Here is a 13437-nt window from a genome sequence, read left to right as displayed (position 1 = left end):
TTGCCGCTGGGCGCGGTACTCATGCGGCGTTGTCGCGCAACCAGGCGTGGACGCCGCGTGGATCGGGCAGGGCGAAGGTCGCCGCGCTGTGTTCGCGCGTACCGACCAGCACGCTCCAGCCGCCGGCAGCATTGGCCGCGGCGAAACCGAACTCGTCGGTGAGATCGTCGCCGACGAACACCGGGCGGCGGCCCTGGAACGGCGGCTGCTGCAGCAGCGTGGTCAGCGCCACGCCCTTGTCGCTGCCCTCGGGCACGAACTCGACCACGTGGTCGCCGGGCTGCAGGCGGTAGCCCGGCAACGCCTCGATCTGCGCCTGGGCGAAGGCCAGCACCTGCGCGCCGGCTTCCGGCGCGGCGCGCCAGTGCAGCGCCAGGCTGGCGCCCTTGTCTTCGACCAGCACGCCGGGATGCGCCTGGCGCAGGTGCGCGGCGCGTTGGTGCAGGCCGTGCAGCCACTGCGAGGTGTCGGCCGGCATCGCCGCGCGGGCGTTCGCGTCGCTGCGCAGTTCGTGGCCGTGCAGACCGGCGGCCGGCAGGCGCAAGGGCGCGAACAGCGCGTCCAGCTGCGCCAGCGGGCGGCCGCTGACCAGGGCCAGCGCGCCGTGCAGGCGGTCGCTGATGCGGCCGATCGCCTCGCGCACCTCGGGCAGCAGGTGCACGCCGTCGGGGCGATCGGCGAATTCGATGAGGGTGCCGTCCACGTCCAGGAACAATGCGCAGGCATCGTCCAGGCGCGGCGGCGGCGGTCGGAAGGGGAGCGCGTCTGCCATCGCTTCATAATGAACGAGACAGCGTTAGGGCCAAGTGGATTGGGGCCGGGAATGGAAAATTGGAAGAGCAAAAGCGGGAGTCCGACGCGAGGCTCCTGCTTTTACCCATTCCGCACCTTCATCGGTCAGGGTGTGATCTCCTAAATACCGCAAAGCACGTGGTTTTTCTGTCAGGTCTGGGGCGCTCGCTGCGCTCGACGAGTTCCGCCAACGCGGTGGCTTGGTCCGGAACTCCTTCGCCGATTCCTTGAATCAGGGTGTTGACATCCGGATTTGGCCGCGCCGTCGCCAACTCGTGCTCGATCCGCTCGATGTGCTCGACGAGCTCAGACAACGCGGCGCTCTGGGCGCTGTTTTTTTCCTTGATCGCTTGAAGCAGGCGGTGGATATCCGGGGCGGTGGCGGAGTGTTGCGATGTCCGCTCTCCCTCCCGCTCAATCTGCTCGGCGAGCTCGTCCAGTTCGGGGCTATCATGCAGGTCGTTTTCGTGGATCGTCTGCATCAGGTCGAGGATATACGGGATGTCCATTGGCTGCGCGTTCGCCGACGCGGAGCCTTGCGATGTTCCGGCGACCGAAAGCGCGTGCTCGGGCCACCCAATGCCAGCCGCTGCGTTGGCGCCTTCGTGCGGTTCTTCGCTGATCTCTTGCATCAGGCTGAGGAGAGTCGTGGGCGGCAGCGGCGGCGGCGCTGCCGCAGGGCCAGGGGGGGGCGCGTAGCGCCTCCGCTGGAACGGCGCGCTTGCAGAACCCAACAGCGCAGCGCGCGGGGCGCGCGGCAGATCTGGCGCCACGGGCGCGTGGCCGTGTTCGGAGGAGGGCAGTGTCGATGAGGACGCGGTATGCGCCTGTCTACCATCGTCGTCATAGCTGGTTTGCGACAGCCTGCTCTTGGGAAGGGCGGTACGCATGGCGATTCCTGAAGCGGGACAGTCCATGCAGCATGATGCCTGTCTCAGGGTGCGACGGTCGTCGTGCAGCGAATCCTTGGCGTCCTGGGCGAACTGGCGATGCGCCGTGTGGACGCTGCCTCCGGCTTTCGCTGGTGGCGTTGGCGGGCGCCGCCGATCCGGTGCGGGCAGCGCTGGGCCTGCGCTTCGCCCGCTGTCGCCGCGTCGCGCTGCCCGCCCCGGGTTCGCGCACGGTGCGGGACGCGCTCGGCGCCCCCGCATGTCGCCGTGCGGTCGCGCCGATCAGAAGGTGTACCGCACCCGCCCATAGTAATATGCGCCGTTGCTGCCGATCGGCGACAGCACGTCGTAGGGCAGGTTGCCGAAGTAGGAAATGTCGGTGTTGGAGCGGTCGGAGTAGTTGTCGGTGAGGTTCTGCCCGCCCAGCGCCACGCTCCACTGCGCGCTGATGTGGTACTCGACCTCGGCGTCGAGCTGCCACTCGGCGCCGTAGGTCTGCCGCGGCACGAAGCCGCCGCCGAAGTCGAACACGCGGGTGGCGCTGCCGTAGCGGCTGAGGCGGGTCTGCAGCGCCCAGCGGTCGTTGCTCCAGTTCACCGCGAACTGGGCGCGGCTACGCGGTGCGGCGTCGGTCAGGGTGTTGCTCTCCTCCACGCCGAACAGCACGTAGTCCCGATTCAGCGCCAGCAGCTGCGGCGGCGTGGCGACCAGGTTCTTCAGTTCGGTCTTGGCGTAGCTCCAGGTGCCGGTGAGCTGTAACTGGCCATCGCCCAGCGCCTGCCGCCAGTTGCTGACCAGCTCCGCGCCGCGGGTGCGGGTGTCGGCGGCGTTGACGAAGAAGCTGGCGCTCTGCAGGCCGCTGACGCCGAAGTTCTGCGCCACGAACGCGGTCAGCGCGTCGCCGTTGATGTCTTCGGACAATGCGATGCGGTCGTCGATGTCGATCTGGAACAGGTCCAGCGACAGGTCGAAGTGGGAGCCGATGCGGCTGGTGAAGCCGAAGCTGTAGTTGACCGATTTCTCCGGCTGCAGCGCGCGCGCGCCCAGCGCCTGCGCGATCGGATTGTTGACCGACAGCAGCCGGCCCTGCAGCAACTGGCCGGCCGCGTCGTAGCCGCTGGAGGTGGCTTCGTAGCCGATCTGGCTCAGCGACGGCGCATGGAAGTTGTTGGAGATCGCGCCACGCAGCGCGAACGCCGGCACGAACGCGTAGCGCGCGGCCAGCTTGCCGGTCAGTTCGCCGCCGAAATCCTGGTAGTGCTCGTAGCGCGCGGCCAGGTCGGTGGAGAACTTGTCGCCGAACTGGCTGGACAGGCTGGCGTAGACGCTGGCGACGTTGCGCGACAGGTCGGCCGCATCCTGCGGGGTGAGCCCGCCGCCGGCCTGGGCGCCGGTGGGGCGATCGGTGAAGGCACCGGCGGCGTAGCTGGCCGGGTCGCCGGGACGGGTGCGGTAGTGCTCGCGGCGCAATTCCACGCCGCTGCCGACGCTGTGGGTGGCGCCGGCGGCGTCGAAGCTGCGGCTCAGGTCGAGATTGGCCACGCTCTGCTCGAAGGCGTAGTCGCCGGTCTTGAAGCGGGTCGGGCTGCCCGGGCCGAGCGAGGCGTTGAGCGAATTCTTCAGCCGGTAGGTGAAGTCGTTGCGGCCGTAGTCGACACTGGCGTCGTAGGCCCACTCGCCCCATTGCCCGCGCGCGCCGGCCACGCCCTGCAGGTCGCGGTTCTCGCCCAGCGACACCGGGCGGTAGCCGTTCGGGTAGACCTGGGTCCAGTTGGCGTCGCTGTCGGGGTAGCGGAAGTAGTTGGCGCCCTGCGTGTCGCGCTGGTTGTAGGTGCCGAAAAAGTAGAACTCGCTGCTCTGGCCGAACGGCAGCTTGCCGTTGATCCAGGCGTTGAGGTCCTTGCTGGCGCCGTCGCCGAGCACATAGTTGCGCTTGCCGGCCAGGGCCAGGTTGGCCGGCGTCTGTTCCTCGAACGGCGGGATCTGGTCGTAGCCGGCGCGGTTGGTGCCCTCGCGGTTCTTCAGTTCCAGGCCGACCTTGAAGAAGCCGCCGTCGTCGCCCAGGCGGGTGCCGACCTTGGCGCTGGCGTAGCTGGTCTGGCCGTCGGTGACGGTGCGGTCGATCGGCTTCACGTCGGTGTGGTTGGCGCCGAAGCTGGTTTCCAGCGCGCCGCTGTCCGGATCGTCGTCGAGGATCACGTTGATCACCCCGGCCACCGCGTCCGAGCCGTACTGCGCGCCGGCGCCGTCGCGCAGCACTTCGATGCGCTTGATCGCGCTGACCGGGATTGAGTTGAAGTCCACCGGGGTGGTGCCCTTGCCGATCTTGCTGTCGGTGTTGACCAGCGCCGAGGTGTGGCGGCGCTTGCCGTTCACCAGCACCAGTACCTGGTCGGGCGAGAGTCCGCGCAGCTGCGCGGCGCGGATGTGGTCGGCGCCGCCGGAGTTGGATTGGCGCGGGAAGTTGAACGACGGCAGCAGCGCCTGCAGCGCGCTGCCCAGCTCGCCGTTGACCACGCCGGCCTTGCGGATGTCCTCGGCGCTGAGCACGTCCACCGGTGCGGTGGACTTGAGCACGGTACGGCCGCTGGCGCGGGTACCGGTGACGATGACCGTGTCCAGGTTGGTCGCGGTGCCGGGATCGGCCTGCTGGGCCAGGGCGGGGGCCGACAGGGCCAGGGCGATGGCAAGACTCAGCGGGCGGGCGAACGGATACGGCATGGGGGGCTCTCTTGTGCGGTGACGCAAAGACCGCTGCGGCGGTAGTCCATGCCGCGCAGGCGGAATAAAATTCGGGTACATCCATCCGGATGGAGCGATATATTATCTTACCGTTAACGCGGCGGCGAGCCGTTCGTTCCGCCGCGTTCGGCATGCGCTGATGCCCGGCGGTTGTCGGGCGCGCGCCGCCGCGGTCGCCTACCATCGCGTCCTTCCGTTCCGCTTCCGAGACCTGCCGATGCTGCTGCGTGCCCCCCTGCTTGCCGTGTTCCTGGCTTTGACCGCCTGCGCCAGCGTGGCGCCGTCCGCTTCCACCGCGCCGGCCAAGGTCGGTGCCGCGCTGCAGGGCGATGCCGCGCGGCCGGCACAGGCCAGCGGCTGGGTGCGCAGCGAGCTGTACTTCGGCGTCGGCGAGGAGAGCGGTCCGGCCGATCGCCCGCAGGCCAAGCCGATCAGCGAGGCGCAATGGCGTGCGTTCCTCGACAAGCAGGTCACCCCGCGCTTCCCCGACGGCCTGACCGTGTTCGATGCCTACGGGCAGTGGCTGTTCCGCGGCGCCAAGGAGCCGAACCGGCTCAACACCAAGGTGCTGGTGATCCTGCACGAGGACACGCCGCAGCGCCGCGCCGACATCGAGGCGATCCGGCTGGCGTGGAAGCAGGCGACCGGGCACCAGTCGGTGCTGTGGGCGCGGTCGCCGGTGGAGGTGTCGTTCTGAGGCCGGGACTCGGGACCGGGGACTCGGGACCCGGAACAGCGGGGGCGGCGCCTTTCGCGATCCGGCGGGACGATCTGTCCGGTGAAGCGGTGCGTGCATTGCTCGCCTACCACCTGCAGCAGATGCAGGCGCAGTCGCCGCCGGGCAGTGTCTATGCGTTGGACCTGTCCGCGCTGCAGCGCGCCGACGTGACCGTGTGGAGCGCCTGGCGCGGCGAGGCGTTGGCCGCGGTCGGTGCGTTGCGCGTGCTCGACGATGGCGGCGGCGAACTGAAGTCGATGCGCACCCATCCGGAGTTCCTGCGCCAGGGCGCGGCCGCGACGCTGCTGGAACACATCGTGGCCGCCGCGCGCGCCGCCGGCCTGCGCCGGCTGAGCCTGGAGACCGGCAGCGGCGCGGCGTTCGAGGCGGCGCTGACCCTGTACCGGCGACGCGGCTTCCGCAATGGACCGGCGTTCGCCGATTACGTGCAGAGCGCGTTCAACCAGTTCCTGCATCTGGACCTGTAGCCGCGCCGCACAGGCGCAGGCCGGGATGCTGCATCCCTGTTCGCGCGCCAATCCGCACGCGCCGCTTCCATTACCATCCCTCGATCCCTCGCCTAGTCATCGCCCGCATGCCCAGCACCGCTCCTGTTTCGTCGCGCCCGCGCTGGTTCGTCGCCGGCGACCTCAACGGTTTCTTCGGCCTGGTGGTCGACAACCTGTCGATCCTCGGCTTCATCACCCTGGCCCTGGTCGGCCTGTTCCAGTTCCCGGCCGAGGTGATCTATACGCGGATGATTCCCGGCACCGCGTTCGGCGTGCTGATCGGCAACCTGCTGTACACCTGGATGGCGCGCCGGCTGGCCGCGCGCAGCGGGCGCAGCGACGTCACCGCGATGCCGCTGGGCCTGGACGCGCCGACCAGCATCGGCATGGCCCTGCTGGTGCTCGGCCCGGCGTTCGTGCGCTACAAGCAGCAGGGCCTGGACCCGCAGGCCGCGGCGCTCGCCACCTGGCATCTGGGCATGGCTGCGCTGGTGGTGATGGGCCTGTTGAAGACCGTGCTGTCGTTCTTCGGCGATGCGGTGACCCGCGCGCTGCCGCGCGCGGCGCTGCTCGGCTCGATCGCCGGCATCGCGCTGGTGCTGATGGGCTTCCTGCCGCTGCTGGAAATGCTGCGCGCGCCGCTGGTCGGGCTGGTGGTGCTGGGGTTGCTGCTGTACGTGCTGATCGCCAAGGGCCGGCTGCCGTACGGCCTGCCGGGCGTGCCGCTGGCGCTGGTGCTGGGCACCGCGCTGTACTACTGGTCGAATGCGGCCGGTTTCGGCATTCCCGGCTACCAGGCGCCGCAGTGGGTGGCGCCGCAACTGGTGTTGCCGTGGCCGAGCCTGGGCTTCGTCGCCGGCCTGGCCGATACCGTGCCGCTGCTGCCGCTGCTGCTGCCGTTCGGCCTGCTGATGGTGGTCGGCGGCATCAACGTCAGCGAAAGCGCGCGTGCCGCCGGCGACGACTACCGCACTCGCGACATCCTGCTGGTCGAGGCCTGTTCGACCCTGGTCGCCGGCGTCTGCGGCGGCGTCGCCCAGACCACGCCCTACATCGGCCAGCCGGCGTACAAGCACATGGGCGCGCGCAGCGGCTATACGCTGCTGACCGGCGTGTTCATCGGCGTGGGCGGCATGCTCGGCCTGGTCGCCGGGCTGGTGCAATGGCTGCCGCTGGCGGTGCTGGCGCCGATCATCGTGTACGTGGCCATCGACATCACCACCCAGGCGTTCCAGGCCACGCCCAAGCGCCATGCCGGGGCGATGGTGCTGGGCTTCCTGCCGTCGGTGGCCTACCTGCTGGCGATCAAGGCGCCGGGCTGGATCCCGCCGGACAAGCTGGCCGCGCTGACCACCACCCTGGACGGCCACGGGCTGCCGGAACTGGCGGTGATCTTCACCCTGGGCAACGGCTTCATCATCACCGCGATGCTGTGGACCGCGGCGGTGGCGGCGATGGTCGATGGGCGCCTGCGCCGCGCCGCGGTGTTCCTGCTGGTCGCCGCCGGGCTGACCCTGTTCGGCCTGATCCACTCGGTGGATCCGCGTGGCGGCATCTATTGGCCATGGACGCTGAGCGGCCTGCCCAAGCTGATCGCCTGGCAGTTCGCCGGCGGCTACGTGGTGCTGGCCGCGCTGCTCGGTCTGCTGTCGCTGCAGAAGCCGCGCGCGGTGCTGGTGGACTGAGCGACAATCGGCGCCGTCATCGCGCCGGCGCGCGAGCGGAGGATGCAATGGACAAGGAAAATGGGTTGCGCGCGTGCGTGCTCGCACTGGCGCTGGCGTGGATGCCTACCGCCGCGGCGGTGTCGTTCGACTGCGCCAAGGCCACCAGTCCGGTCGAGCGGCTGTTGTGCACGGACACGCGGCTGGACGCTGCGGACGAATGGCTGGCGCGGCGCTACACGGCGCTGCTGGAGGTGGTGCCGAGCGCGCAGCGGCAGGGCGTGCGCAGTGCGCAGCAGGCCTGGCTGGCGCAGCGCGGGCGCTGCCTGGCCCAGCCCGATCCGGGCGACTGCCTGAAGCCACAGATCCAGACGCGGGTGCGCGCGCTGGACGCCCAGTACGCGCCGCAGGCGGCACGCTTCGATCGCATCGTCGCCAGCATTCCCGCTGCGCCGGCCGCGGCCGCGGCGCAACTGCGCGACTACGACGGCGGCCTGGCCTCGGCGTGGCTGGATCTACCTGCAGCGCTTCGTGCCGGCGGCCGGGGTCGGTGCGGTCGAGGCGCGCGACCGCTTCGCCGCTGCCAGCGCCGCGCTGCGCCGGCAGGACCGCGTGGCCGGCGAGATGCTCGACACGGACGCGCCGGCCGACCAGAAAGCAGTGCAAGCGCGCGACCTGACCCTGTTGCGGCTGTGGATCGAGCGCAGCGGCTACACCGTAGCCGGCACCACGCAGCCGAACCCGCGCCCCTACGTGCATTGTTTCGTGTTCGCGCAGCAGGGCAAGGCGGCTTACGACGCGATGGGGCCGTTGTACGGGTCCAGCCGCGATCTCGACGCGCCGATCTGCGCGCCGCAGCCGGGCCTGTTCGACCAGTCGGCGTGGAAGCAGCTGTACAAGGCGTTTGCCAGTCTGATCGACAAGGCCTCCGATGATGCCGGCACGATGCGCTATGCGGATTTCGCAGGATGGCGCGTGCTTTCGTTGCAGGCCACGCAGTCGCCATTGCTGTTTCTGCAGCGGCCGCAAGACGCAGAACCCAGGCGCGATCCGGCAGCGGCGATCGCTGCCTGGCACGATGCGGCGCTGTGGCCTGAAGCGGATCGCAAGGCAGCGTTGAACGCCTTGCCGCTGGCGCGCGCGGCGACGGCGCACTGGCTGATCGAACACAACAAGGCGATGCCGGCGGCGCAGGCCGAGCAGGTCGCCGCAGCCATCGTCGCCGACTGGGTCGGTGCGCGCATCGCATTCGGCGAAGGAGCCGCCGGCTAGCGTCGCTCGCCCAGCGCGCGGCGGCGCGGCGCGCCGAGACTGAACGCTGGCCGTCCCGCGTTGGAACCGGTGGCGGCAGCCGTGGTCACACCTGCCACTGTTCAACGGAGAACCGGACACCATGCAGCCACGTCATTCGCCCTGGCCCTGGATCCTGGTCGCTGTGCTGGTGGCCGCTGCCGCGGCGTGGCTGTTCCGCGACAACCTGAGCGCGCTGCTGCATGGCGCCACGCCTGCGCCTGCCGCGGTGGCGCCGGCAACCGCGCCGCCCGTGGCGCCGCTCGCGCCTGCGGCCGCAGCGCCGCCGCCGATCCAGCATCCGATCGATCCCGCCGCCGCGGCCGATGCGGCGATTCCGGCGCTGGCCGACAGCGATGCGGCGGCGTGGGCCGAACTGGCGACGCTGGCCGGCAGCGAGGCACCGCTGGCGCTACTGATCCGCGACCATCTGATCCAGCGTGCGGTGACGATGATCGACAACTTGCCGCGTCGCCGCGTCGCCGCGCGGACCCTGGCGATGAAGCCGGTGCCTGGGCAATTGCAGATCAGCACCGATGCCGCTGGCGCCAGCAGCATTGCCGAGGCCAACGCGCAACGCTACGCCGCGTGCGTGCAGGCCTTCACCCAGGCCGATGCCGGCGCCATGGTGGCCGCGTACCGGCGTTTCTATCCCTTGTTCCAGCAGGCGTATGTGGAGCTGGGCTATCCCAAGGGCTATTTCAACGACCGCCTGGTGCAGGTGATCGACCATCTGCTGCAGACGCCGCTGCCGGCAACGCCGCCGGCGCTGATCGCCGATGCGCGCACCGGCAAGTACCGCTTCGTCGATCCGGCGCTGGAGTCGCTGTCGGTCGGGCAGAAGGCGCTGCTGCGCCTGGGGCCGCTGCAGGCCGTAGCGGTGCGCAAGCAACTGCAGGCGATCCGTGCGGCGTTGGTCCGGACATGAGCGCTGTTGGCTCGACAGGCACACGCCTTGCCCATGGCAACAATGGACCGCAGCGACGACGCCGTTGACATCCGCGCACCAGCGGGCACCCCAGGCCCCATGTAGGAGCGGCTTCAGCCGCGACGAACGAAGCCCATGAGCCGGCCGGCTGCGGAAACGGTCGGGGCTGAAGCCCCTCCTACAGTGCACACGGCCAGCGCGTTGGCAGTTCTTGTTGCAGCGGCTTCAGCCGCGACGAACGAAGACACGGATCGCATGCTTCGACCAAGTGTCGGTGTCGAAGGCCTGCACCCATCACGCCTCACCCATCCAGCTCCGGATAGCGGCGGAAAATCCCATTGCCGTTGAACGGCAGGCGCCGCGCCGAGGCCAGGTACGCCGCAATGGCCGGGCGTTCGGAGACCCGCTGCTGCAGGGCGCGCAGTTGCGGCAGCTTCGGCGAGAGCTTCTTCATCGCGCTGGGGAACGCGTAGTCCAGTCCGCTCATCAGCTGGAACAGCGACAGGTCCACGTAGGAATGCTCGCGCAATGCATGGCGCCCGCCGCCCTGGCTCATGACCTGCTCGAAATAGCCCAGGAACTTCGGCAGCCGCTGCGTGCGCAGGTCCTCGGCGCGGCGCCGCGCTTCCGTCTTCTGGTCTTCGTAGTACAGCGCGCTGCCGATGGGATGGTGGCTGTCGTGGATCTCGGTCACCAGGTCGGCGATGGTCAGCTGCAATTGCAGCGCCTGCATGCGCCGCGACTCGCTGTCCGGCACCAGCCCCAGCGAGGGGCCCAGGTAGTGCAGGATGTTGGCGACCTGCGCGATCACCAGCCGTCCGGCCTTCAGGAACGGCGGCGCGAACGGCCGCATGCCCGGCTGCTCGCCGTCGAGAAAGGGCTGCAATGCCGCGTCGCCTTCCTCGCGGGCGACGTCGCGGTAGGCCGCGCCGGCATCCTCCAGCGCCAGTCGCACGAACTCGCCGCGGCCCTGGATGCCGGTCCAGTAGTAGAGGTCGTAGTGCATTGCGGCTCCTGTGCGGGAAGGTTCGGAAGCGCGAGGGTAGGGGCTGTAGCGGTAGCGGCGTGTGACCGTGCTGCGACCGGCGCAGGAACCGTGCGCTGGCGCAGGCGCTGTGCCGGACAGCGGCCCGGCAGGGCGCGCGCATCGCGGCGTTGCAGCGTCTGGTGTGGAGCCCCCTCGCCAGACGGCGCGGACGTATACAGGCAGCCCCGCGGCCTTGAAACATGCCGCAACAACCGCATCTGACTAGCATGCCGGCGCGGCCGGCCCCCCTTTCAGAGGAACTTCCCGATGCGGATGGACAAGCTCACGTCGCGTTTCCAGCAGGCGCTGGCCGACGCCCAGTCGCTGGCCGTGGGCCGCGACCACACCATCGTCGAGCCGGTGCACGTATTCACCGCGCTGCTCGACCAGTCCGGCGGCAGCACCCGTCCGCTGCTGGCGCAGGCCGGTGTCAATGTGCCGGTGCTGCGCGAGCGGCTGGGCGAGGCGCTGGACAAGCTGCCCAAGGTCAGCGGCCAGCCCGGCAATCTGTCGATCGGCAACGACCTGAGCCGCTTGCTCAACCAGACCGACAAGCTGGCGCAGCAGCACAACGACCAATTCATCGCCAGCGAGTGGTTCGTGCTGGCCGCGGCCGACGATGCCGGCGCGCTGGGCCTGGCGCTGCGCGCCGCCGGCGCCGACAAGAACAAGCTCCAAGCGGCCATCGACAAGCTGCGCGGCGGCGAGACGGTACAGTCGGAAAGCGCCGAAGACCAGCGCCAGGCGCTGGAGAAATACACCATCGACCTCACCGCGCGCGCCGAGAGCGGCAAGCTGGATCCGGTGATCGGCCGCGACGAGGAAATCCGCCGCACCATCCAGGTGTTGCAGCGGCGCACCAAGAACAACCCGGTGCTGATCGGCGAACCCGGCGTCGGCAAGACCGCCATCGTCGAAGGCCTGGCCCAGCGCATCGTCAACGGCGAAGTGCCGGAAGGCCTGCGTGGCCGCCGCGTGCTGTCGCTGGACATGGGCGCGCTGATCGCCGGCGCCAAGTTCCGTGGCGAGTTCGAGGAGCGGCTCAAGGGCGTGCTCAACGACCTGTCCAAGACCGAAGGCCAGGTCATCCTGTTCATCGACGAACTGCACACCATGGTCGGCGCCGGCAAGGCCGACGGCGCGATGGATGCGGGCAACATGCTCAAGCCGGCGCTGGCGCGCGGCGAGCTGCATTGCATCGGCGCCACCACGCTGGACGAGTACCGCAAGTACATCGAAAAGGACGCGGCGCTGGAGCGGCGTTTCCAGAAGGTGTTCGTCGGCGAGCCGACGGTGGAAGACACCATCGCCATCCTGCGCGGGCTCAAGGAACGCTACGCGGTGCACCACGGCGTGGAGATCACCGACCCGGCGATCGTCGCCGCGGCCACGCTGTCCAACCGTTACATTGCCGACCGCCAGCTGCCGGACAAGGCGATCGACCTGATGGACGAGGCGGCCAGCCGCATCCGCATGGAGATCGACTCCAAGCCGGAAGAACTGGACCGCCTGGAGCGGCGCCTGATCCAGCTGAAGATCCAGCGCGAGATGCTGAAGAAGGAAAAGGACGAGGCCTCGCGGCAGCGCCTGGCCGATCTGGAAAGCGACATCGACAAGCTCCAGCGCGAGTTCTCCGACCTCGACGAAGTGTGGCGTTCGGAGAAGGCCACCTTGCAGGGCGCGACCAGGATCAAGGAGCAGATCGAACAGGCGCGGGTCGAACTGGAAGCGGCGCAGCGCCGCCAGGACTACGCCAAGATGAGCGAGATCCAGTACGGCCTGCTACCGAACCTGGAGAAGCAGCTGGCCGCGGCCGGCGATGCCGAGCATCACGATTTCAAGCTGGTGCAGGACCGCGTCACCGCCGAGGAGATCGCCGAGGTGGTGTCGCGCTGGACCGGCATTCCGGTCAACCGCATGCTCGAGGGCGAGCGCGACAAGCTGCTGCGCATGGAAGACGAACTGCATCGGCGCGTGGTCGGCCAGCAAGAGGCCATCAAAGTGGTGTCCGATGCGGTGCGGCGTTCGCGCGCCGGCCTGTCCGATCCGAACCGGCCCAGCGGCTCGTTCCTGTTCCTGGGCCCGACCGGCGTCGGCAAGACCGAACTGTGCAAGGCGCTGGCCGAATTCCTGTTCGACAGCAGCGAGGCGATGATCCGCATCGACATGAGCGAGTTCATGGAGAAGCATTCGGTGGCGCGGCTGATCGGCGCGCCTCCGGGCTACGTCGGCTACGAAGAAGGCGGCTATCTGACCGAGGCGGTGCGGCGCCGGCCGTATTCGCTGATCCTGCTCGACGAGGTGGAGAAGGCGCACAGCGACGTGTTCAACATCCTGCTGCAGGTGCTCGACGATGGCCGCCTCACCGACGGCCAGGGCCGCACCGTGGACTTCCGCAACACCGTCATCGTGATGACCTCGAACCTGGGCTCGCACCAGATCCAGGAACTGAGCGGCGACGGCTCGGCCGAGGCCTATACGCAGATGAAGGCGGCGGTGATGGGCGTGGTGCAGGCGCATTTCCGCCCGGAGTTCATCAACCGGCTGGACGACATCGTGGTGTTCCATCCGCTGGACAAGGCGCAGATCAAGTCGATCGCGCGCATCCAGCTGGGCGGCCTGGACAAGCGCCTGGCCGAGCGCGGACTGAAGATCGAACTCAGCGACCGCGCGCTGGAACTGCTCGGCAACGTCGGCTTCGATCCGGTGTACGGCGCGCGGCCGCTGAAGCGCGCGATCCAGTCGCAGCTGGAAAACCCGCTGGCGCAGCAGATCCTGTCCGGTCAGTTCCTCAGCGGCGACACCATCCGGGTCGATGCCGAAGGTGGGCAACTGGTGTTCGTGAAGGCCTGAGGCGACCCGCATCGCGGCGACGGT

The 13437-nt window shown here is 69.2% G+C and carries 9 protein-coding genes and 1 pseudogene; 6 read left to right on the top strand and 4 right to left on the bottom strand.

The annotated features are described in order from the left end of the window. Positions 1–19: 19 nt before the first annotated feature. The 3 genes from otsB to KHF85_RS14585 form a co-directional block, all read right to left on the bottom strand. A complete protein-coding gene (gene otsB, locus KHF85_RS14595; protein WP_284567218.1) occupies positions 20–772 on the bottom strand; it encodes a trehalose-phosphatase in 753 nt (250 codons plus the stop codon). 118 nt (positions 773–890) lie between these two features. After that, positions 891–1682 carry a type III effector protein XopY gene (locus tag KHF85_RS14590; protein ID WP_284567217.1) on the bottom strand — a complete coding sequence of 264 codons (792 nt, stop codon included), beginning with the start codon at positions 1680–1682 and terminating at the stop codon, positions 891–893. Positions 1683–1964: 282 nt separating this feature from the next. Then, the gene (locus KHF85_RS14585) at positions 1965–4403 is read right to left on the bottom strand and encodes a TonB-dependent receptor plug domain-containing protein (protein WP_284567216.1); all 2439 of its coding nucleotides are present in this window, start codon (positions 4401–4403) and stop codon (positions 1965–1967) included. 238 nt (positions 4404–4641) lie between these two features. On the opposite strand from KHF85_RS14585, the gene KHF85_RS14580 reads away from it, so the two are divergent. From KHF85_RS14580 to KHF85_RS14560, 5 genes and pseudogenes are all read left to right on the top strand, one after another. Then, positions 4642–5121: a DUF3574 domain-containing protein gene (locus KHF85_RS14580; protein ID WP_284567215.1), complete on the top strand. Its 480-nt coding sequence runs from the start codon at positions 4642–4644 to the stop codon at positions 5119–5121. An 89-nt stretch (positions 5122–5210) separates the two neighbouring features. After that, positions 5211–5630, top strand: a complete 420-nt coding sequence (locus KHF85_RS14575; RefSeq protein WP_284567214.1) for a GNAT family N-acetyltransferase — start codon at positions 5211–5213, stop codon at positions 5628–5630. A 107-nt stretch (positions 5631–5737) separates the two neighbouring features. After that, complete coding sequence (locus KHF85_RS14570) at positions 5738–7336, top strand: hypothetical protein (protein ID WP_284567213.1); 1599 nt, start codon at positions 5738–5740, stop codon at positions 7334–7336. 47 nt (positions 7337–7383) lie between these two features. Beyond that, positions 7384–8587, top strand: a pseudogene (locus KHF85_RS20670) (lysozyme inhibitor LprI family protein). 121 nt (positions 8588–8708) lie between these two features. Beyond that, a complete protein-coding gene (locus KHF85_RS14560) occupies positions 8709–9533 on the top strand; it encodes a DUF3014 domain-containing protein (protein WP_284567212.1) in 825 nt (274 codons plus the stop codon). 301 nt (positions 9534–9834) lie between these two features. Here the strand turns inward: KHF85_RS14560 and KHF85_RS14555 are convergent, their stop codons facing one another. Beyond that, positions 9835–10539: a glutathione S-transferase gene (locus KHF85_RS14555; protein ID WP_284567211.1), complete on the bottom strand. Its 705-nt coding sequence runs from the start codon at positions 10537–10539 to the stop codon at positions 9835–9837. Between the two features lie 288 nt (positions 10540–10827). Between KHF85_RS14555 and clpB the strand changes: the two genes are divergently transcribed. Beyond that, entirely contained in the window at positions 10828–13413 is a 2586-nt protein-coding gene (gene clpB, locus KHF85_RS14550) for an ATP-dependent chaperone ClpB (protein WP_009580969.1), read from the top strand. The last annotated feature ends 24 nt before the right edge of the window (positions 13414–13437 follow it).

The organism is Xanthomonas graminis pv. graminis, assembly GCF_030168915.1.
In the GTDB taxonomy this organism is placed as follows: domain Bacteria; phylum Pseudomonadota; class Gammaproteobacteria; order Xanthomonadales; family Xanthomonadaceae; genus Xanthomonas_A; species Xanthomonas_A translucens.
The sequence above is the reverse complement of the archived record's forward strand: the minus strand, read 5'-3'. Positions and strand labels throughout refer to the sequence as shown.